Source organism: Paraburkholderia sp. BR13439 (genome assembly GCF_040948805.1).
GTDB classification, from domain to species: Bacteria; Pseudomonadota; Gammaproteobacteria; order Burkholderiales; family Burkholderiaceae; genus Paraburkholderia; species Paraburkholderia youngii.
On sequence record NZ_JBFPKN010000002.1, the window covers coordinates 375,308 to 396,380 of the forward strand.

The 21,073-nt window shown below is 66.4% G+C and carries 20 protein-coding genes and 1 pseudogene; 5 read left to right on the top strand and 16 right to left on the bottom strand.

Annotated elements, in window-relative coordinates; translation table 11 throughout:
- Nucleotides 1-6: 6 nt before the first annotated feature.
- The 8 genes from AB3X96_RS05590 to mltG form a co-directional block, all read right to left on the bottom strand.
- Nucleotides 7-1,230 (bottom strand): mechanosensitive ion channel family protein, encoded by a 1,224-nt coding sequence (locus tag AB3X96_RS05590; RefSeq protein ID WP_176108571.1) that lies wholly within the window; start codon nucleotides 1,228-1,230, stop codon nucleotides 7-9.
- A gap of 156 nt (nucleotides 1,231-1,386) precedes the next feature.
- Nucleotides 1,387-1,743, bottom strand: a complete 357-nt coding sequence (locus AB3X96_RS05595) for a Rap1a/Tai family immunity protein (protein WP_176108572.1) — start codon at nucleotides 1,741-1,743, stop codon at nucleotides 1,387-1,389.
- 193 nt (nucleotides 1,744-1,936) lie between these two features.
- Nucleotides 1,937-2,668, bottom strand: a complete 732-nt coding sequence (locus tag AB3X96_RS05600) for an ankyrin repeat domain-containing protein (RefSeq protein ID WP_368588926.1) — start codon at nucleotides 2,666-2,668, stop codon at nucleotides 1,937-1,939.
- Nucleotides 2,669-2,716: 48 nt separating this feature from the next.
- Nucleotides 2,717-3,508: a TatD family hydrolase gene (locus tag AB3X96_RS05605; RefSeq protein ID WP_368588927.1), complete on the bottom strand. Its 792-nt coding sequence runs from the start codon at nucleotides 3,506-3,508 to the stop codon at nucleotides 2,717-2,719.
- A 106-nt stretch (nucleotides 3,509-3,614) separates the two neighbouring features.
- Entirely contained in the window at nucleotides 3,615-4,130 is a 516-nt protein-coding gene (locus AB3X96_RS05610; protein WP_368588928.1) for an N-acetyltransferase family protein, read from the bottom strand.
- A 49-nt stretch (nucleotides 4,131-4,179) separates the two neighbouring features.
- Nucleotides 4,180-5,223, bottom strand: a complete 1,044-nt coding sequence (locus AB3X96_RS05615) for a DNA polymerase III subunit delta' (protein WP_368588929.1) — start codon at nucleotides 5,221-5,223, stop codon at nucleotides 4,180-4,182.
- A gap of 95 nt (nucleotides 5,224-5,318) precedes the next feature.
- Nucleotides 5,319-5,939, bottom strand: coding sequence for a dTMP kinase (tmk, locus tag AB3X96_RS05620; protein ID WP_176108577.1), 621 nt, complete (start codon nucleotides 5,937-5,939; stop codon nucleotides 5,319-5,321).
- A complete protein-coding gene (gene mltG / locus AB3X96_RS05625; protein WP_176367306.1) occupies nucleotides 5,939-6,949 on the bottom strand; it encodes an endolytic transglycosylase MltG in 1,011 nt (336 codons plus the stop codon). The genes tmk and mltG overlap by 1 nt, the downstream gene beginning before the upstream one ends.
- A gap of 78 nt (nucleotides 6,950-7,027) precedes the next feature.
- Between mltG and AB3X96_RS05630 the strand changes: the two genes are divergently transcribed.
- On the top strand, nucleotides 7,028-8,095 hold the full coding sequence (locus AB3X96_RS05630) for a folate-binding protein YgfZ (RefSeq protein ID WP_368588930.1): 1,068 nt from the start codon (nucleotides 7,028-7,030) through the stop codon (nucleotides 8,093-8,095).
- Between the two features lie 144 nt (nucleotides 8,096-8,239).
- A complete protein-coding gene (locus tag AB3X96_RS05635) occupies nucleotides 8,240-9,106 on the top strand; it encodes an NRDE family protein (RefSeq protein ID WP_368588931.1) in 867 nt (288 codons plus the stop codon).
- Nucleotides 9,107-9,171: 65 nt separating this feature from the next.
- On the opposite strand, the gene AB3X96_RS05640 is transcribed toward AB3X96_RS05635, so the two are convergent.
- The 5 genes and pseudogenes from AB3X96_RS05640 to AB3X96_RS05660 form a co-directional block, all read right to left on the bottom strand.
- Nucleotides 9,172-10,131, bottom strand: coding sequence for an alpha/beta hydrolase (locus AB3X96_RS05640; protein ID WP_368588932.1), 960 nt, complete (start codon nucleotides 10,129-10,131; stop codon nucleotides 9,172-9,174).
- A 90-nt stretch (nucleotides 10,132-10,221) separates the two neighbouring features.
- The gene (locus AB3X96_RS05645) at nucleotides 10,222-11,103 is read right to left on the bottom strand and encodes an SDR family oxidoreductase (protein ID WP_368588933.1); all 882 of its coding nucleotides are present in this window, start codon (nucleotides 11,101-11,103) and stop codon (nucleotides 10,222-10,224) included.
- 52 nt (nucleotides 11,104-11,155) lie between these two features.
- Entirely contained in the window at nucleotides 11,156-12,154 is a 999-nt protein-coding gene (locus AB3X96_RS05650) for an NADP-dependent oxidoreductase (protein WP_368588934.1), read from the bottom strand.
- 76 nt (nucleotides 12,155-12,230) lie between these two features.
- On the bottom strand, nucleotides 12,231-12,716 hold the full coding sequence (locus AB3X96_RS05655; RefSeq protein ID WP_176108587.1) for a PaaI family thioesterase: 486 nt from the start codon (nucleotides 12,714-12,716) through the stop codon (nucleotides 12,231-12,233).
- Nucleotides 12,717-12,819: 103 nt separating this feature from the next.
- Nucleotides 12,820-13,029: pseudogene (locus AB3X96_RS05660) on the bottom strand (PLP-dependent aminotransferase family protein); the annotation flags it as partial.
- A 133-nt stretch (nucleotides 13,030-13,162) separates the two neighbouring features.
- Between AB3X96_RS05660 and AB3X96_RS05665 the strand changes: the two are divergent.
- Both AB3X96_RS05665 and AB3X96_RS05670 read left to right on the top strand, forming a co-directional pair.
- A complete protein-coding gene (locus AB3X96_RS05665) occupies nucleotides 13,163-13,351 on the top strand; it encodes a hypothetical protein (protein ID WP_368588935.1) in 189 nt (62 codons plus the stop codon).
- Nucleotides 13,352-13,433: 82 nt separating this feature from the next.
- The gene (locus AB3X96_RS05670) at nucleotides 13,434-13,940 is read left to right on the top strand and encodes an LEA type 2 family protein (protein WP_368588936.1); all 507 of its coding nucleotides are present in this window, start codon (nucleotides 13,434-13,436) and stop codon (nucleotides 13,938-13,940) included.
- A gap of 69 nt (nucleotides 13,941-14,009) precedes the next feature.
- Here AB3X96_RS05670 and AB3X96_RS05675 read toward each other — a convergent pair whose 3' ends face one another.
- The 3 genes from AB3X96_RS05675 to AB3X96_RS05685 all read right to left on the bottom strand — a co-directional run bounded on the left by AB3X96_RS05675 (nucleotide 14,010) and on the right by AB3X96_RS05685 (nucleotide 19,271).
- Nucleotides 14,010-15,188, bottom strand: a complete 1,179-nt coding sequence (locus AB3X96_RS05675) for an acetyl-CoA C-acyltransferase (protein ID WP_368588937.1) — start codon at nucleotides 15,186-15,188, stop codon at nucleotides 14,010-14,012.
- A 147-nt stretch (nucleotides 15,189-15,335) separates the two neighbouring features.
- Complete coding sequence (locus AB3X96_RS05680; RefSeq protein WP_368588938.1) at nucleotides 15,336-17,426, bottom strand: 3-hydroxyacyl-CoA dehydrogenase NAD-binding domain-containing protein; 2,091 nt, start codon at nucleotides 17,424-17,426, stop codon at nucleotides 15,336-15,338.
- A 174-nt stretch (nucleotides 17,427-17,600) separates the two neighbouring features.
- Nucleotides 17,601-19,271, bottom strand: coding sequence for a 3-(methylthio)propionyl-CoA ligase (locus AB3X96_RS05685; protein WP_368588939.1), 1,671 nt, complete (start codon nucleotides 19,269-19,271; stop codon nucleotides 17,601-17,603).
- A 210-nt stretch (nucleotides 19,272-19,481) separates the two neighbouring features.
- On the opposite strand from AB3X96_RS05685, the gene AB3X96_RS05690 reads away from it, so the two are divergent.
- A complete protein-coding gene (locus AB3X96_RS05690) occupies nucleotides 19,482-21,038 on the top strand; it encodes a YdiU family protein (protein WP_368588940.1) in 1,557 nt (518 codons plus the stop codon).
- The last annotated feature ends 35 nt before the right edge of the window (nucleotides 21,039-21,073 follow it).

Sequence of the window (21,073 nt, forward strand, 5' to 3'; positions counted from 1 at the left end):
GCCTGGCTAAGCCTGCTCCTTCGCCTTCTGCGGGACCTCGGCCGTGCCAGTGCGGCCGAGGCGGCTCGCCACCGGATCGGCTTCCGTATGCGCGGCGGTGCTGCCGGCGGGCGCCTGGCGGCTGCGCGGCAGCCAGTCGATCGGGCCAGCGCCGCTCGTCTCCAGCTCCGCCGACACCTCCGCACGCGCCCGCGGCAGGTATTCCGGGTAATGCCGGTGCACGAAATCGAGCAGGCCTTCCCGCACGCGGCAACGCAAATCCCATGCGAGGCCCGAATCGGGCGCGCTGACGAGCGCGCGCAACTGCATCGCGCGCTCGGTGCAGTCCGTCACCTGCAGCACCTGCACGCGGCGGTCCCACTCGGGTGCATTCTCGACGATGCGCGCGAGCTCCTCGCGCAGCGGCGCGAGCGGCATCCGGTAATCGACGAACAGGAACACGGTGCCGATGATCTGCGAGCTGTTGCGCGTCCAGTTCGTGAACGGGTTTTCGATAAACCATTGCAGCGGCACGATCAGGCGGCGCTGGTCCCACAGCCGCACCGACACGTAGGTGCCAGTGATTTCCTCGATGCGCCCCCACTCGTTCTGGATCACGACGACGTCGTCGAGGCGGATCGGCTGCGACAGCGCGATCTGCAAACCGGCGATCAGGTTGCCGAGCACCGGCCGCGCCGCGATACCGGCGACCAGACCGGCGACACCGGCCGAAGCCAGCAGGCTCGCGCCGATTTGCCGCACATTGGGCAAGGTCATCAGCGCACCGCCGACACCGATGATCACGATCACGATCATCACCGAGCGCGCGAGCACACGCGCCTGCGTATGGATGCGGCGCGCCTGCAGGTTATCGGCGCTATCGAGCGGATGAGCGCGGATGATCGCTTCGCCGATCGCCGCGGCCGAGCGCACCGACAGCCACGTCAGTGCGGCGATCAGCGCGATGCCGGTGATGTCGCGCACCGGTTCGATAAAGTTGAGGGTATCGGGCGCCTCGGACCAGACCCACGCGAACACGAGGATCACGAGGACGAACAGCGACGGCTTGTCGATATAGCGCAGCACGACGCTCGTCAGCGCATGCGGTCGCGCTAGACGCATCACGACGCGCGCGCCAAGGCGGTGAACGCCGATCGCCACGATCGTCACGAATGCCGTCACGATCAGCGCGCCGAGCCACGTATGCAGCGGCGCGGCGGCCACGCGGTAGAAGTCGTCGATAGTAGGCATAACGGGCATCTTCCTCCGGGCTCGATGAGCGGCGGCGCGCCTGCGGGACTACTGACATCCGGGGGCGCCCCAGCGGGAGCGACGACCCCGACACCCGAGGCGCTCGACGGCGCCTCAGGCGTTACAACGGGTTCTTCGATGCGCGGCGCTTATCGATCAGCCGCCGCTCTTGCAGGGAAACGCCTTGCCGAGACCCAGCGAAATCGCCGTGCTAGCGTTGTAGCCCGCGGCGTTAGGATTCTCGGCGATGTACTTGCGCACGGCGTCGGTCAACTGCGCCGAGCGCGCATCCGGCGGCAGGCAGAAGTACTGGCCGACGCGCGGACCGGTGGTGCCGCCGATCGCGTCGATCGTGTTGAAGATGCCGTCGGCCGCGCCTTCTATGTAGGCCGCGCAGGCGCTACGCGAAGCGATGTCCGTCTTGGTGCACAGCTTGTTGAGGTCGCCTCCCGTAAACGCGGCTGCCGAAAGCGGCAAGGCAAGCGCGCCGGCGAAAATCAATGCCCGCAGCATGGTGTTCCTTTTCCAGGGTTGTTTATCACGCGGTCTTTCTGCCGCGTCCGGGCGGCGCGCTACGCAGCGCGCCGAAGTCGTCATTCTGCACTGTTTTACACGGCGGCAGCAGGCCCGCTGCCGCGCGGCTCGGACAAAACCGCAGCAAAACGGCACGGCCTCGCGGGGGCCGCCGCACCGTTTGCCGACAGCGTCATTGTTTCTGCTGCTGGGTCTGCTGCATGCGGGCCGTGAGTCCTTCGACGACGTCCGGCTCCTTGTAGGTCTTGGCGAAATCGAGCGCGGTCATGCCGATCTGGTTTTTCACCGACAGGTCCGCGCCGTTGTCGAGCAGCAGCTTGACCGTCGACACGTGGCCGCCGCGCGCGGCCATCATCAGCGGCGTGGTGCCGTTCGGCGAGCCCGTGTCGACGTAGGCCGAGTGGTCGAGCAGCGCCTTGACGATGTCGTCGTGGCCGTTCGCGGCCGCGTAGTGCAGCGGCGCCCAGCCCTTCTTGTTGACCTCGGCGTCCTTCGCGATCAGCAGATTTACGAGGTTCAGGTCGCCGACCAGCGACGCCATCATCAGCGCATTCTCGCCGGCCTTGTCCTGAATCTCGATGTCGGTTTTCGGATTCGCGAGCAACGCGGCCGCGACCTTGTCGGATTTCTCGCGCGCGGCGATCACGAGCAGCGGCATGCCCTGATTGTCGACGCTGTTCGGGTCCATGCCCTTAGCGAGCAGTTTTTTGACGCCGTCGACGTCGTCGAACTTGACCGCCTTGATGAGCGTGTCGATCGGCGCTGCATGCGCGGGCACCGCGACCAGCGCCGCGCAGGCGAGCGCGGCGGCGCACGCAAGACGGCGTGCCGGCGCGAGAGCCCGGGCGGCCGGCCCGGCGGACAGCGGTTGGGAAGCAGCGGACGACGTCGAAATGTTTTTCATATGTTACTTTAGGAAAGCTTCCTATCTCTTTGATGGTACTCGGCTTTTTCAGGCGCCGGCCGATGCGGCGATTCCGAACAGCCTGAAGAAGTTTTGCGTGGTTGCGGCGGCCAGCGCCTCGTCCGGCATCTCGCGTTGCTGCGCGATGAAGCGTCCGACATAACTGACGTACGCAGGTTCATTCGGCTTGCCGCGATACGGCACCGGCGCCAGATACGGCGAATCGGTTTCGATCAGCAGACGCTCGAGCGGCACGCGGCGCGCGACCTCCTGCACATCGGTCGCGTTCTTGAACGTGACGATGCCCGACAGCGAAATGTAAAAATTCTGCGCAAGCGCCTGCTCGGCGATGGCCCACGGTTCGGTGAAGCAATGCATCACGCCGCCCGGCACGCCCGCGCGCTCCTCGGCCATGATGCGCAACGTATCTTCCGACGACGAACGGGTGTGGATGATGAGCGGCTTGCCGGTCGCGTGCGCGGCGCGAATGTGCGTGCGAAAGCGCTCGCGCTGCCACTCCATGTCGGCGATCGAGCGGCCTTCGAGACGGTAGTAGTCGAGCCCGGTTTCGCCGATCGCGACGACCTTCGGGTGCTCGGCCAGTTCGACCAGTTCGGCCACGCTCGGCTCGCGCATGTGCTCGTGATCGGGATGCACGCCGACCGACGCGTACACGTTGTCATGGCGGCTGGCGATATCCAGCACCGACGGCAGCGTTTCGAGGTCCACCGACACGCACAGCGCGTGCGACACCGAATGGCTGCGCATGTTTTCGAGCACTTGCGGCAGACGGTCCGCGAGTCCTTCGAAGTTGATATGGCAGTGTGAATCGACAAACATGGTCAGGTCCTGCGAAAAAAGGGCTTTGCGGCCGGGCGACGGCGTGGCCGGGGCCGCTTGGGACGGCTCAGGTAGCTTGCTCAGGTAGCTTACTTACGTAGCGTGCTCAACTCGCATGCGCAAGGCGCTTGCCAAGAATCACCAGATCGCGCTCGACGCCGTCCAGCACCGCGACGCGCGGCAGCGTGCCCCATGCGTCGAAGCCGAAGCCGCGGAACAGCCGCACGCTCGCTTCATTGTGACCGAACACGAAGCCGAGCACCGTGTCGATGCCAAGACCCGGTGCCGCTTCGAGCGACGCCGCCAGCAACTGCTTGCCGAGACCCTGGCCGCGCGCGCTTTCGTCGAGATAGATGCTGACTTCGGCGGTGCGCTGGTAGGCCGGACGCCCATAAAAATCGGAAAAGCTCAGCCACGCGATCACGCGGCCCGCCTGCTGCGGATCTTCGACCACCCACAGCGGCCGCTTCTGCGGGCCGTGCGCATGAAACCATGCGTGCCGGCTCTCGATGCTGACCGGTTCGAGGTCCGCAGTGACCTGACGCGACGGAATCGTCGAATTGTAGATGGCGACGATCGCTGGCAGATCGTCGAGCGTGGCGTCGCGGTAGGAAAGGCTCATGGTGGCTTGGCTTGAATGGAATAAGACGGAAGGCTGTCTGGCTGCGGGCTCACGCAAACAGCGCGCGATAGCCGATGAACAGTTCCTCGAACACGAGCCGCGGGTTGAGCGGATGGTTTTCGACCGCGCGCTGGCGCGTGACGGTGCGCAGAAAGCGTGCGAATGCATTGGCGTCGGCCTGCGCAGCGCAGCGCGCGAGCGCGGCCGACGCCTGCGGGAAATAGCGCGGCGCGCCAGCGGTGCGCTGCGCGAGCAGATCGTACATCCAGCGCTGCAGCCAGCCGAGCACGAGCGGCACCGGCAGCTTCTGCAGCGCCTCGCCACAGGCGAATGCGTCGCAGCCGGCGCCCGCCGCGAGCTGCTTGAGCGTCCAGTCGCGCAGCGGACGGTTCTCGTCGCTGGCGAGCGCGAGCGCGGCGAGCGGCGCACCGCCCGCTTCGGCGAGCAGCGCGGCGGCGTCTTCGACGCCTTGCGCGGCGAGCCACGGCGCGGCGGTGTCCGGCGCTGGCACGCTCATCGGCCACTGACGGCAGCGGCTGATGATGGTCGGCAGCAAACGGTCGATGCGCGCCGACACCATCAGGAACACGACGCCCGCGGGCGGCTCTTCGAGCGTCTTCAGCAACGCGTTGGCGGCCGCGACGTTGAGCGCCTCGGCCGGATACAGCACGACCACGCGCGCGCCGCCGCGGTGCGAACCGACGCCGACGAAGTCGAGCAGACCGCGGATCTGTTCGATCTTGATTTCCTTGCTCGGCGTGCGGGTCTTCTTGCCTTCGTCGCCATCGGCTTTTTCGGCCTTGTCGTCGGCGCCGTTCGCGGCGTTCGCGAGACCGGCTTCGGCGGCGAGCGCCTCCGGCACGACGATGCGGTAGTCCGGATGATTGCCCTGCACGAACCAGTTGCAGGCCGCGCACGCGCCGCACGGCTCGCCATTCGGCAGCGGCGCCTCGCACAGCAGGCCGTGCGCGAGGTACTGCGCGAAGCGCAGCTTGCCGATCCCCGCCTGGCCGTGCAGCAACAACGCGTGCGGCCAGTGGCCGCGCAACTGCTGCAGGCGGTTCCAGTCATCGGCTTGCCACGGATAGATCATCGTTTGTCTTTTTGAATCAATTGGTTGCACGCATTACTTCAGGTGGCGAATCAACTTGACACGTCGTTATAAGAATCGATTATATCGTCTTTAAATCAAAGAGTTGCAATCAACTCTTCAAGCTGCTTCTGAATTCGCACGATGCTCTGCGAAGAGTCGATGATAGCGAATCGATGCGGCGCTTCTTCGGCGCGGCGCATGTATTCGGCGCGCGTGCGCTCGAAAAACGCCGCCGACTCGCTCTCGAAACGATCCGGGTTGCGCGCCGCGCTGCGCCGCTCGTTGGCGACGGCGGGCGGCAGGTCGAACAGCACGGTCAAATCCGGCTGGAAACCACCCTGCACCCAGCGCTCGAGCGTCTCCAGCTTGTCGCGCGGCAGGCCGCGGCCGCCGCCCTGGTACGCGAAGGTGGCGTCGGTGAAACGGTCGGACAGCACCCAGTCGCCGCGCGTGAGCGCCGGCTCGATCACCTCGGCCAGATGCTGGCGGCGCAGCGCGAACATCAACAACGCCTCGGTTTCGAGGTCCATCTTCTGATGCAGCACGATCTCGCGGATTTGCTCGCCCAGCGGCGTGCCGCCGGGCTCGCGCGTCATCACCACCGAGCGGCCGCTCGGCGCGAGCTTCGCCTCGAGGCGTTCGCGGAACCAGCCAAGATGGGTGGTCTTGCCCGCGCCGTCGATGCCTTCAAACGTTATGAATTTGCCGCGCGCCATTATTGCCCTCGAATGTATTTGTCCACGGCCTTGTTGTGTTCGCCGAGGGTGTCAGAAAAGATGCTGCTGCCGTCGCCGCGCGACACGAAGTACAGCGCGCTGCTTGGCGCCGGGTTCATCGCCGCCTGCAGCGACGCGACGCTCGGCAGCGAGATCGGCGTCGGCGGTAGGCCCATCCGGGTGTAGGTATTGTAGGGAGTGTCGGTCTGCAGGTCTTTCTTCCTGATGCGGCCGGCGTAGCTTTCGCCCATCCCGTAGATCACCGTCGGGTCGGTCTGTAGCGGCATGCCCGCGCGCAGACGGTTGGCGAACACGGCGGCGACGAGCGCCCGGTCGGACGCCTTGCCGGTTTCCTTTTCGATGATCGACGCCATCGTCAGTGCGTCGTACGGCGTCTTGTACGGCAGGTTCGGCGCGCGCGCGAGCCACGCTTCGTCGAGACGCACGCGCATCAGCCGGTACGCGCGGCGGTAGATGTCGAGGTCGCTCGTGTCCTTGTCGAACAGGTAGGTGTCCGGGAAAAACAGCCCTTCGCCGTTGCCGATCGACGCCTCGGGCGCGCCGATTGCGCTCATCAGATCGGCGTCGCTCATGCCGAGCGTGTCGTGTTTCAGCGCGGGATTCGCGTCGAGCTCGGCGCGCATGCGCTTGAAGGTCCAGCCTTCGATGATCGTCGCCACGTATTCGTTGACGTCGCCGCGGGCGATTTTCTGCAGCACCTCGTAGGGGGTGATGCCGCTCTTGAACTCATAGTTGCCGGACTTCAGGTCGCTTTGCAGTCCGAGCAGCCGCGTCATCGCGATAAACAGCTCGGGTTCGACCGGCACACCGCCGCGATTGAGCTGCAGCGCGACGCTGCGCAGGCTGCTGTGCGGTTTGACGGTGACGTCGAGTTGCGCCGGGGTCAATTCGAGCGGCCGGGTGGCCCAGAAGTATCCAGCGGCGATGGCCGCCGCGGCCAGCACAACGACGAGCGCGCCGGCTGCGAAACATTTCTTGAAAAGGGTCATGCGAAACGTGACTGGGTTGGACTGAATATAATAACTGTTTGCCTTAGCCAAAGTCAGAATTGACTGTTCCCGGAATCCATGAACACACCGCTCGTGAACGCCCCAGCTAACGCTTCCGGTCTCGCTCCGACCTCGGCGGCACCCGCCGCCCTGCCCATCCTCCCGCGCCCGTCGGCCGAAGAATTCGCTGCCGTGCTGGAGCACGGCGCGTACATGCCGCTGTCGCAGTTCGGCGTGATCGACACGACCGGCGACGACGCGGCAAGCTTCCTGCACGCCCAGTTGACCAACGACGTCCAGCATCTCGACGCCGCGAACGCGCGCCTCGCCGGCTACTGCTCGGCCAAGGGCCGGCTGCTCGCATCGTTCCTCAGCTGGCGCAGCGGCGACACGATCCGCCTGCTGGTATCGAAAGACGTGCAGGCCGCCGTGCAAAAGCGCCTGTCGATGTTCGTGCTGCGCGCCAAAGCCAGGCTCGTGGACGCGAGCCGCGAGCTTGCGGTGGTCGGCCTCGCGGGCGACGTGCGCGGCGCGCTGTCGGGCGTGTTCGACGCGCTGCCCGACGGTGTGCACGTGCAGGTCGACGGCACCGCGGGCACGCTGATCCGCGTGCCGGACGCGTTGGAGCGGCTGCGCTATCTGTGGATCGGGCCGAAGGCGCAGGTCGAAGCGCTGCTGCCGTCGCTCGACGGCAAGTTGAAACGCGTGTCGCCGGCCGTGTGGGACTGGCTCGACATCCGCGCGGGCGAGCCGCGCATCACGCAGCCGGTCGTCGAGCAGTTCGTGCCGCAAATGGTCAACTTCGACGTGCTCGGCGCAGTCAATTTCCGCAAAGGCTGCTATCCGGGTCAGGAAGTGGTCGCGCGCAGCCAGTATCGCGGCACGATCAAGCGGCGCACGTCGCTCGCCAACGTCGCCGGCGAGCTTGATACGGTGCGCCCCGGCGCCGAGCTGTTCCACTCGGACGATCCTGGCCAGCCGTGCGGGATGATCGTCAACGCGGCATCGGCACAAGGCGGCGGCGTCGATCTGCTGGTCGAGATCAAGCTCACGGCGCTCGACAGCGGCAGCGTGCATGTCGGCGCGGCCGACGGCCCCGCGCTGCGCTTCCTGACGCTGCCCTACGGGCTGCCGGCCGAGGTCTGATCGTTGGGCAGGTAAGAAGCGGCGCAATCGGGCGCCGTTTTTTATTGGCTACTTTATTCTCGTCTGATTTTTGTCGCTTTCTTTGCCGTCTGCCTTTGCGGCATCAGGCGGCCGCCCCATGCTCTGAACGGGAGATGCTCCCCGATGTGCCTGATCGTTTTCGACTGGCGACCCGATGCGGTCGATGGTCCGCTGTTCACGCTCGCCGCGAATCGCGACGAGTTCTTCCGCCGCACGGCCGAGCCCATCGGCTGGTGGCGCGACGCGCCGGGCGTGCTGGCGGGCCGCGATCTCGTGGGCGGCGGCACGTGGCTCGGGCTGTCGCGCGACGGCCGCTTCGCCGCGCTGACCAATTACCGCGCGCCGGGCGAAATGCGCGCCGATGCGCCGACCCGCGGCACGCTCGTCATCAACTGGCTCACGAGCGCCGCGCGCGACGCCGACGGCCATCCGCACGAAACGCCGCTCGCCTATCTGGAGCACGTCGCGCAAAGCGGCGACATCTACAACGGCTTCAACCTGCTGGTCGGCGACTGGACGCGCCGTGAGCTCGCGTGGTACTGCAATCGCGGCGCCGTCGACGCAAACAGTGGCCCCGCGCTGCTCGCGCCCGGCACGCACGGCATCTCGAACGCGGTGCTCGACACCGCGTGGCCGAAGCTGGTCAGAAAGCGCGGCGAGCTCGGCGCGTTACTCGCGCGCAATGCAATGCCGCCGCTCGAACGCCTGATCGACCTGATGCGCGATCCGCGGCTCGCGCGCGACGACGAATTGCCGTCGACCGGTATTCCGCTCGAACGCGAGCGCGTGTTGTCGGCGGCATTCATCGAATCGCCGGAATACGGCACGCGCAGCACCACCGCGCTGCGCGTCGCCGCCTATGGCGACGTGATCGGCGTCGCGGTCGCCGAGCGCAGCGACGATAACGGCTCGCACCGCATCGTGCGGCCCGGCGATTTCGAGCGCAGCTTCGCGTTCAACGTCGAGCGCGACCGGATGAGCGTGGCGTGATCGTTTGATCGGCGCCTCGCCGGCGCATTCGCCGCTGGCCGCTCACCGCTTCGCGACGACTACCCTCACCCGATGCCGAATGCCGCGCGCAACGCCGCCGCGGCATCCGCATGCGCCTGTCCGACTTCGGGCACGAAGCCGCCCATCTTGAAGAACTCGTGGATCATGCCGGCGTAGCGCTTGAGCGTCACCGGATTGCCGAGCGCGCGTAGTTTTTCCGCATACGCATCGCCCTCGTCGCTGAGCGGATCGTATTCGGCGGTCGCGATCCACGCGGGCGCGACGCCGCGAAAATCCGGCGCGCCGCGCTCGCCGTCGAGCGGCGCGAAACGCCAGTCGTCACGATCACCGCTATCGCGCAGGTAGTGCTCGAAAAACCACTGGATCGTGTCGCCCGACAGCAGGAAGCCGTCGGCGAGGCGCGAGTGCGAGTCGGTCTGCTGATGGCCGGTTGTCCCCGGGTAGATCAGCAATTGCAGCGCGAGCGCGATGCCGGCATCACGCCCGAGCACCGCGCAGACCGTCGCGAGCGTGCCGCCCGCGCTATCGCCGCCGAGCGCGAGCCGGGTGTCGTCGATGCCGAACTCGGCCGCGTGCGCGTGCAGCCAGCTAAGGGCATCGAAGGCATCGTCGACCGCGGTCGGAAACTTGTGCTCGGGCGCGAGCCGGTAATCGACCGACAGCACCGCGCACTGGCCATCGCGCGCGAACATCCGGCACAACGCATCGTGCGTGTCGACGCTGCCGACCGTGAAGCCGCCGCCGTGGTAGTACACGAACGCCGGCAGCGGCTCGGCCCAGTTCGGCTCGACCGGGAAATAGAGGCGCGCGCGGATCGTCGCGCCGTCGCGCGTCGGCACCCGCAGGTCTTCGACGGAGAGCATCGGCGCGCTCGCGATCTCGAGGATCGGCGCGCTTTTCTCGTACGACGCGCGCGCCGCTTGCGCGCTCATCTGGTGATACTGCGGGCGTTTGGCCCGCGCGATCATGTCGAGCACCTGCTCGATCGTTGGATTCAGCGGCATGGTTTCGGCAACGTGATGCGCACAGCGCAGGGCGGCGCGCAGCGCGCCGATTGTTGTCAGGACCCGGCGCAGCGGCCACGCAGCCGGTCGCTACTCCGCGTTCTTCACCTCGGGTTTCAGCGACATCGGATCGGACGGCTCGCGCAACTGTTCGATATCCTCGTGACGCAGCTTGACGGTCGCCATGATGCCCGGGTGCGTGATGATATAGAAACGCCGCGCGGCGATCGCCTCGAACGTGATGTCGGCGACATCGTCGGCGCTGAGCTTGCCCGACTGCACCGCACGCTGCAACTGCTTGGCCGCAGCGATCTGCGAGCGCGTCGGCCGGCTTGCATTGCGCAGTTCGTCCGGACGCGCGCGCTCGGCGTCCGCGATGCCGGTCGGCACGAAGGCGGGACACAGCAGCGAACAGCCGACCTCGCCGCCCGTGCCGGCCTGCGCGAGCTTCAGGTCGTGATACAGCGTCTCGGTCAGCGCCACCACCGCATGTTTGGACGCGTTGTAGATGCCCATCGCCGGCGGCGCCAGCAGCCCCGCGACCGACGCCGTGTTGACGATATGCGCGGGCTCGTTCTGCGCCAGCATGAGCGGCGCGAACACGCGCACGCCGTGCGCGACGCCCATCACGTTGACGCCGAACACCCACGACCAGTCGCTGGCCGAGCTTTCCCACAGGAAGCCGCCAGTGCCGACGCCCGCGTTGTTGAACAGCAGGTGGACCTTGCCGAACGCGGCGAGCGCGGCTCGCGCGAGCGCCTCGACCTGCGCGGCGCTCGATACGTCGGTCGGCACGGCGATCGCTTCGGCGCCGCCTTCGCGCAATGCGTCGACGGTCTGCGCGAGCTGCTCGGCGTTGACGTCGGCGAGCACGAGCTTCATGCCGAGCGCCGCGCCCTTATGCGCGAACGCGCGGCCGAAGCCGCTGCCCGCGCCGGTGATCACCGCCACCTTGCCTGCGAATTCGAACATCGAGTGACTCCCTGTTTGAGTGGCGGCTGGCCGATGCATGACGACGTCGTGCTCAGATCAGCTTGACCAGTTGCTTGCCGAAGTTGCGGCCCTTCAGCAAGCCGATGAATGCCTCGGGCGCGGCTTCGAGCCCTTGCGCGATCGTCTCGCGATAGTGCAGCTTCTTCTGCGCGACGAGCGTGCCGAGCTGCTTGAGCGCCTCCGGCCACACGTCCATATGTTCGCTGACGATGAAGCCCTGCACGAGCAGCCGTTGCGTCAGCATCAGCGACGGATGCCTGAGCGGCAGCGGCTGGCCGTCATAGCCCGCGATGAAGCCGCACAGCGCGATGCGCCCGAACGGGTTCATACGCGCGAGCGTCGCGTCGAGCCCCTCGCCGCCGACGTTCTCGAAGCAGCCGTCCACACCGTCGGGCGTCGCGGCTTTCAGGTCCTGGTACAGGTTGCCGGCCTTGTAGTCGACGCAGGCGTCGAAGCCGAGCGTGTCGACCACGTAGCGGCACTTGTCCGCGCCGCCCGCGATGCCGACCGCGCGCGCGCCGGCCACCTTCGCGAGCTGGCCGACCACGCTGCCCACCGCGCCGCTCGCCGCACTGACGACCACCGTCTCGCCCGCCTTCGGCGCGATGATGCGGTTCAGCCCGTACCACGCGGTGACGCCCGGCATGCCGACCGGGCCGAGATACGCGGACAGCGGCACGTGCGTGTCGTCGACCTTCTGCATGCCCGCGCCGTTCGAGGTGCCGTACTCCTGCCAGCCGAACATCGCGACGACCTTGTCGCCGACCGCGAACTTCGGATTCCTCGTCTCGACGACTTCGCCGACCGTGCCGCCGATCATCACCTCGTTCAGCGGCTGCGGCGGCGCGTACGACTTGCTGTCGTTCATGCGCCCGCGCATATACGGATCGAGCGACAGATAGTGGTTGCGCACTCGTACTTCGCCGTCGGCGAGCGGCGCCAGCGGCGTTTCGACGAGCTTGAAGTTATCGGGCGTGGCTTCGCCGTGCGGGCGCGAAACCAGCAGCACCTGGCGATTGATCTGGGCCATGAAGTCGTCTCCTTGGATTGTCGGGGATTGACCTGCATTCGTCGAATCCAGGTCGGAAGTTGATTGCGATGAGGGCTCAGTCGCTCGGACCGGGCCTGGCCGCCGGGTCGCTGCGCAGACGCTGACGCCTGACGTCGCGGCCCACCGCGAGGCGGCGCATGTACTTGAAGGTGCCGAGCGCCTTGGCGACGAAGTGACCTTCGCTGTCGCGGATCTCGCCTTCGCAATAGGCCATCGTGGTCGAGCGATGCAGCACGCGGCCGGTCGCGCGCAACTCGCCGCGCCCCGGCTGCATGAAGTTGACCTTCATCTCGACGGTGACGACGCCGACGCCGTCGCCCGCGAGACTGCGCGCGGCCATCGCGAGCGCGACGTCGGCGAGCGTCATCGTGACCCCGCCGTGCGCGACGTCCCATGTGTTCATATGATCGGGTTGCAACGGCAGCACGACTTCGCTGACGCCATCGGCGGCGCGCAGCAACTGCGCGCCGAGACGGTCGATGAAGGGGCTTTCCGGCAACGATGGGTTGCCTGTTGTGGCGGAAGTGGTGGGGTCGGTCATGGCGGTGTCTGGAGTTCGTGGCCGGCAACCTCGGAAATCGATTCGCCGCGTCCCGGCACTCCGCGAGGTGTACGCATTGGCGCTAAATGGGAAATTCTACCGGCTATCGCCTGGCTCCATCCGCCTCATTGCGCTCCGTCATACGCGTCGCCGACCGCCCCAAGCGGCGCACCGCTTCATCGACAAGATCGAACTCCGCGCTCGGGCAACTCAGGCGGATGAAACGATCGAAGCGCCCGGTGTTTGAAAACACGGTCCCAGGCATGACGCGGATGCCATCATCCAACGCCGCCTCGAAGAATTCGGCCGACGCGCGCGACCAGGCCGCGATGCTCGATCTGAACGCCGGGACCACGATCCTGGCCGTCGAAGGCGATCTCTAACTCGAATTTCGCGATCACGCGCTCGCGTGGCTCGGCAGCGCCGTACCCTGCACGTCGATCATCGTGCGCGATGGTGAGCATTTCATCACCGGCCAACGCGGCGTCATGTCGATCCGCGCGTCGCGCGCGGGCGCTGCGGTGCTGATCGCGCAAGCTTCGCCCGGCAATGCGGCGGAACTTCGCGAACTCGTCCGTCGAACCGACCGGCGTCTCGCTGGTGTCGTCGCGAGATCGTGGCGGCGTATTACCTGAACTCCGACTCGATCGCCAAAATCGACGCCTCGCCGCCAGTTAGAATGCGTGACCAACCGCTTCCTGCTTCGAGGTGCCGGTCATGTCCTTCCCACGCACGCGGCGTTTCAGCCGTTTCGCCACCCTCGTACGCTATTTCCACCTCGCCTGCGCGATCACGCTGACGCTTGGCGCATGCGCCGGGCTGCTCGGCGGCGATGCGTTGCGCGTCAATGTCGCCGGCATCGAGCCGCTGGCCGGCGAAGGCCTCGAGATGCGCTTCAACCTGAAGCTGCGCGTGCAGAACCCGAACGATTCCGCAGTGAGCTTCAACGGCATCGCGGTCGATCTCGAACTGAACGGCAAGCCGTTCGCGAGCGGTGTCAGCGACCAGAGCGGCACCGTGCCGCGCTTCGGCGAAACCGTCGTCAGCGTGCCGCTGACCGTGCCCGCGTTCGCCGCGGTTCGCCAGGCGCTCGGGCTTGCGGGCATCGCGCAGTCCGGGCAGGTTCCGTACCGGCTGCAAGGCAAGCTCGCGGGCGGCCTGACCGGCACGACACGCTTCACCGATCAGGGCATGTTGACGCTGCCGGGCATGGCGTCGCAGTAGGCAAGAAGGCGGCGGATAAAAAACGTCGAACCGCGGCGCCCGTCTTCTTGAGGGGCGTTCGCGCCCGACTTACGCGATCTCGAACAGACCCGCGGCGCCCTGCCCGCCGCCGATGCACATCGTCACGACGACGAACTTGACACCGCGCCGCTTGCCTTCGATCAGCGCATGGCCGACGAGCCGCGCACCCGATACGCCATACGGATGGCCCACCGCGATCGCACCGCCGTTCACGTTCAGGCGGTCGTGCGGAATACCGAGCTGGTCCGCGCAATAGAGCACCTGCACCGCGAACGCTTCGTTCAGCTCCCACAGGCCGATATCCTCGACCTTGAGGCCGGCCTTCTGCAACAGCTTCGGCACCGCGAACACCGGGCCGATGCCCATTTCGTCGGGCTCGCAGCCAGCCACCGCGAAGCCGCGGAAAATGCCGAGCGGCTGCAGCCCTTCGCGTTCGGCCAGCCTCGCGTTCATCACGACGCAAGCCGATGCGCCGTCCGAAAACTGGCTCGCATTGCCCGCGGTGATCACGCCGCCCGGCAGCGCGGTGCGAATCTTCGACACGCCTTCGAGCGTCGTGTCGGCGCGGATGCCTTCGTCGCTGCTGACGGTCACTTCCTTCGTGTAGAGACGGCCGCTCGCCTTGTCGGCGACACCGGCGAGCACCGTCAGCGGCACGATCTCGTCGTTGAACCTGCCGGCTTCGAGCGCGGCCGCCGCGCGCTGCTGCGAGCGCACGCCGTATTCGTCCTGGCGCTCCTTCGAGATCGAGTAGCGCTTCGCGACGTTCTCGGCGGTCTGCAGCATCGACCAGTAGATTTCCGGCTTATGCTCGGTGAGCCAGCCGTCGGTCATCATGTGTTGGTTCATCTCGTTCTGCACGCACGAGATCGACTCGACGCCACCCGCGACGTACACGTCGCCCTCACCCGCGATCACGCGTTGCGACGCGAGCGCGATCGTCTGCAATCCCGACGAGCAGAAACGGTTCACGGTCATGCCCGGCACGCTGACCGGCAGGCCGGCGCGCAATGCGATCTGACGCGCGATGTTGCCGCCCGTCGCGCCTTCCGGATTCGCGCAACCCATGATCACGTCCTCGACGCGCGCCGGGTCGAGCTTCGCGCGCTCGACCGCGGCCTGCGTCACGTGGCCGCCGAGCGTCGCGCCGTGCGTCATGTTGAAACCGCCGCGCCACGATTTGGCGAGGCCCGTGCGGGCGGTGGATACGATTACGGCGTCAGTCATGGGTGTCTCCAATTGCAATGTCGAAGTGGCGCGCCGGCTCCCTGCCGTGCGTTCAAAAGCGCATCACCGCGCCGCCTCTGTCGTTTGATGCGAGCCGCTGCGGGCGTCACCCGCAGCGCTCGATTCGTCTGCTGAAGTGGGCCGTGCTCAGCCGTTGAAGCCGCGACCTTCGGCCGCCAGCTTCGCGATGCCCGGCGCGAGCTTCCACGCGTCGCCGTTCGGCCGCGCCGCATAGCGGCGAATCGCGCGCTCGACGTTGTACAGCCCGACCGTATCCGCGTACAGCATCGGGCCGCCGCGATAGAGCGGGAAGCCGTAGCCGGTCAGATAGACCATGTCGATATCCGACGCCTTCGACGCGATGCCTTCTTCGAGAATCTTCGCGCCTTCGTTGACGAGCGCGAACACCAGACGCTCGACGATCTCCTCGTCGCTGATCGTGCGGCGCTCGGAGTGGGTTTCCTTCGAGTACTCGACGATCATTTCGTTGACCACGCCGGACGGATACGCGGTGCGATCGCCCGCCTTGTAGTCGTACCAGCCGCCGCCGGTCTTCTGGCCGAAGCGGCCCATCTCGCACAGACGGTCGGCGATCTTCGAGTAGTGCATGTCGGGATGCTCGACATAGCGGCGCTTGCGGATCGCCCAGCCGATGTCGTTGCCGGCGAGGTCGCTCATGCGGAACGGGCCCATCGCGAAGCCGAATTTCTCGATGGCCTTGTCGACCTGCGCGGGCAATGCGCCCTCTTCGAGCATGAAGAGCGCCTGACGCAGGTATTGCTCGATCATCCGGTTGCCGATAAAGCCGTCGCACACGCCCGACACCACCGCGGTCTTCCTGATCTTTTTCGCGAGCTTCATCACGGTGGCGAGCACGTCTTTCGCGGTCTCTTTGCCGCGCACGACTTCGAGCAGCTTCATCACGTTGGCCGGGCTGAAAAAGTGCATGCCGACCACATCCTGCGGACGCTTCGTGAACGCGGCGATTTTGTCGACGTCGAGCGTCGACGTGTTCGACGCGAGGATCGCGCCCGGCTTCGCGACTTCATCGAGCCGGCCGAACACCTGCTCCTTCACACCGAGCTCTTCGAACACGGCTTCGACGATCATGTCGGCGTGCTTCAGGTCGTCGTAGGACAGCGTCGGGCTCAGCAGCGCGAGACGTTGCTCCATCACCTCGGGCTTCAGCTTGCCCTTCTTGACGGTGGCCTCGTAGTTCTTGCGGATCGTCGCGAGACCGCGGTCGAGCGCGTCCTGACTGGTTTCCAGCAGCGTGACCGGAATGCCCGCATTGAGGAAGTTCATCGCGATGCCGCCGCCCATCGTGCCGGCGCCGATCACGGCCACCTGATTGATCTCGCGCACGGGCGTATCGGACGGCACGTCGGGAATCTTGCTCGCCGCGCGCTCGCCGAAGAACGCGTGACGCAGCGCATGACTCTCCGGCGTCTGCACGAGCGCAATGAAGCATTCGCGCTCGAATGCGAGGCCCTTGTCGAAGCCGTCCTTCACGCCGGCTTCGACCGCGTCGATGCACTTATGCGGCGCCGGGAAGTTCTTTGCGATTGCCGCGACGCTATTGCGCGCGAACTGGATGAAACCGGCCGCGTTCGGATGCTCGATCTTGCGATCGCGCACCTTCGGATGCGGGCCCGCTTGCGCGCCGACCTTGCGCGCGAACGCGAGAGCGGCTTCGGCCAGTTCGGCGGGATTCGCGACGACCTGGTCGAACAGTCCCGAATCGGCGAGCTTTTCCGACAGCACGGGCGCGCCCGACACGATCATGTTCAGGGATGCTTCCAGACCGATCGCGCGCGGCAGACGCTGCGTGCCGCCCGCGCCCGGCAGGATGCCGAGCTTCACTTCGGGCAGCGCGATCTGCGCGCCGGCCGCGGCGACGCGGTAATGCGCGCCCAGCGCAAGCTCGAGGCCGCCACCCATCGCGACGCTGTGAATCGCCGCGACGACCGGCTTCGCGCTGCCTTCGACGGCCTTGATGACGGTCGCGAGCGTCGGTTCCTGGGTCGCCTTCGGCGTATTGAATTCGGTGATGTCGGCGCCCCCCGAGAAGGCCTTGCCCGCGCCCGCCAGCACGATGGCCTTGATGGCCGGATCGTTCTGCGCGCGCTCGAGCCCTTCGACGATCCCCGCCCGCGTCGACAGACCGAGCCCATTGACGGGGGGATTGTTCAGCGTGAGAACGGCCACGCCGTCATGAGTTGTGTAGTCCACTGCCATCTGCGTGCCTCCGTGCGATCCATGCATTCATTGAGGCGGCGCATGATGCGCCGCCCGTCCGGGTCACCGCGTCTGCTCATTGTCAGACTTTTTCAAGCGGCGGTTCCGGGGTCAGCAGGCAGAATACACTGAAAAAGCACGAACGTTCAATTTATTCTAATATAGGGTTTCCACCTAGGCCTCGGGGGTCAGCGGACAGTTGCGGCTGTCTTCGAGCGCGGACGGCAGCACGTGGTCGCGGAACAGATCGCGCAGCTTCAGCTTCTGCAGCTTTCCGGTCGCCGTGTGCGGCAGTTCGTCGACAAACACGACATCGTCGGGAATCCACCACTTCGCCACTTTGCCGTCGTAGAACGCCAGCAGTTCGTCGCGCGTGACGTCGTGCCCCGCGCGTTTGACGACGAGGAGCAGCGGCCGCTCGGTCCACTTCGGATGCGCGCCCGCGATGCACGCGGCTTCCGCGACCGCCGGATGCGCGACCGCGACATTCTCGAGTTCGATCGAACTGATCCATTCGCCGCCCGACTTGATCACGTCCTTCGAGCGGTCGGTGATGTGCAGGAAGCCGTCGGGGTCGATCGTCGCGACGTCGCCGGTCGGAAACCAGCCGTCGATGAGGGGCGAGTCTTCCTTGCGGAAATACCGGTCGATGACCCACGGCCCGCGCACGTGCAGATCGCCGAACGCGACGCCGTCCCAGGGCAGCTCGCGGCCATCCTCGCCGACGATCTTCATGTCGACGCCATAGATCACATGGCCCTGCTTTTCGAGCAGCTTGCGCTGCTCGGCGAGCGGCCGCTGGCTCTGCTCCCAGTTCAGCTTCGACAACGTACCGAGCGGCGACATCTCCGTCATGCCCCATGCATGGATCACCTGCACGCCGTAGTCGTCCTCGAGCACCCGCAGCATCGCGGGCGGACAGGCGGAGCCGCCGATCACCGTGCGCTCGAGCGACGAAAACTTCGCGCCGGTTTCGCGCAGGTGGTTCAGCAGACCGAGCCACACGGTCGGCACGCCGGCCGAACACGTGACGCGTTCGCTCTCCATCAGTTCGTACAGCGACTTGCCGTCGAGATCCTTGCCGGGGAACACGAGCTTAGCGCCGGTCAGCGGCCCGGCATGCGCGAGGCCCCACGCGTTGACGTGGAACATCGGCACGATCGGCAGCACCGAGTCGCGCGCCGACAGGCTCATCGAGTCGGGCAATGCCGCGCCGAACGCGTGCAGCACCGTCGAGCGATGCGTATACAGCGCGCCTTTCGGATTGCCGGTCGTGCCCGACGTATAGCAGAGGTACGACGCCTGCTGCTCGTCGAGCGCGGGCCAGTCGAAGCCGCCGTCCTGCCCGTCCATCAGCGTTTCGTAGCACAGCACCGACGTTTGCATCGGCGGCCGATGCGCTTCATCGCACAGTGCGATCCAGCCGCGCACGCGCGGGCACTGCGGCGCGAGCGTGTCGACCAGCGCCGCGAACGTCGTGTCGAACAGCACGTACGCATCGTCGGCGTGATTGATGATGTAGGCGATCTGCTCGGGGAAAAGGCGCGGGTTGATCGTGTGACACACGGCGCCGAAGCCGGTGGTGCCGTAATACGCTTCGAGATGCCGGTAGCCGTTCCACGCGAGCGTCGCGACCCGGTCGCCCGGCTCGACGCCGAGCGCGATAAGCGCCTGCGCGAGTTGCTTCGCGCGTTTCTCGCAATCGCGGTACGTGTAGCGATGCAGGTCGCCTTCGATGCGCCGCGACACGATTTCGGTGCTGCCGAAATGGCGTGCGGCATGCGCGAGCAACGATGATACGGTGAGCGGCACGTCCATCATCTGGCCCAGCAGCGGCGTCGTCATAAGGCGGGGTCTCCTCGGCTTGTCAGTGTGTCGATGGGGTTGCGGTCGGGTTTGTTGAATACCTGGTCGTGAAACGCATAGCGCGCCGAACAGCGCGAAATGCAGGATCGTGGCGGCGTCGTACGCAGCATGGTCCGAACGATGAAGGCGGCCGCCCAGCAGCGCCGCGGGCGCGGACTTACAATATCGGCTAATCCAGAGGCGCTCAACATGTCGTTTTCCCCAAGCTTTGCAGGCTTATCCGCAGCATTGACGGATCTTTCCAACACACTCGCCACACCCCCAGCCAACGCGTTCGCGCGGCTCGGCGGCACCTTCTTCACGCGGCTGCCCGCCGCGCCGCTCGACGCACCCTACCTCGTCGGCTTCTCGGCCGAGACCGCCGCGCGGCTCGGGATGCCCGAGGGCATCGAGCGCGAGCAGGGCTTCCTCGAGCTGTTCTGCGGCAATGCGACGCGCGAGTGGCCGGCCGACGCACTGCCTTATGCGTCGGTGTACTCGGGGCATCAGTTCGGCGTGTGGGCCGGCCAGCTCGGCGACGGCCGCGCGCTCACGCTGGGCGAGCTCGAACACGACGGCGAGCGCAATGAACTGCAGCTCAAAGGCGCGGGCCGCACGCCTTATTCGCGCATGGGCGACGGCCGCGCGGTGCTGCGCTCGTCGATCCGCGAATATCTGTGCTCCGAGGCGATGCATCATCTCGGCATTCCGACCACGCGCGCGTTGTGCGTGATCGGCTCCGACCAGCCGGTGCGGCGCGAGACGATCGAAACCGCCGCGGTGGTCACGCGCGTCGCGCCTAGCTTCGTGCGCTTCGGCCACTTCGAGCATTTCTATGCGAACGATCGCGTCGACGCGTTGCGCGCGCTGGCCGATCACGTCATCGAGCGCTTCTATCCGCATTGCAAGGAGGCCGACGATCCGTATCTGGCGCTGCTCGCCGAAGCGGTACGGTCTACCGCCGATCTGATGGTCGACTGGCAGGCGGTCGGTTTCTGTCACGGCGTGATGAATACCGACAACATGTCGATTCTGGGCCTGACGATCGACTACGGCCCGTTCGGTTTCATGGATGGCTTCGATGCCGGCCACATCTGCAATCACTCCGATACGCAGGGGCGTTATGCCTACCGGCTGCAGCCGCAAATCGCGTACTGGAACCTCTTTTGCCTCGCGCAGGGACTGCTGCCGTTGTTCGGCGAGAAGCACGACGAAAGCGTGCGCGCCGACAAGGCGGTCGAAGAAGCGCAGCACGTGCTCGCGGGCTTCAAGGAGCGCTTCGCGCCGGCGCTCGAAAATCGCATGCGCGCGAAGCTCGGCCTCGAACAGCCGCGCGACGGCGACGACGCGCTCGTGAACCGGCTGTTCGAAGCGATGCACACGAACCGCGCCGATTTCACGCTGACGTTCCGCAACCTCGCGCGCCTGTCGAAACACGATGCGAGCGGCGATGCGCCGGTACGCGACCTGTTCCTCGATCGCGCCGCCTTCGACGCATGGGCGAACGACTATCGCGCGCGGCTGGCCGTTGAGTCACGCGACGACGCTGCGCGCGCCATTGCAATGAATCGTGTGAACCCCAAATTCGTACTTCGCAACCATCTGGCGGAAACGGCGATCCAGCGTGCGAGGGAGAAGGATTTCTCCGAGGTGGAACGGCTCGCGGCCGTGCTGCGTCGTCCGTTCGACGAGCAGCCCGAATACGCGTCGTATGCGGGCCTGCCGCCCGACTGGGCAAGCTCACTGGAAGTGAGCTGTTCGTCATGACGCGCCTTTGCAGTTGAATCGCCACGGCCGTCCCA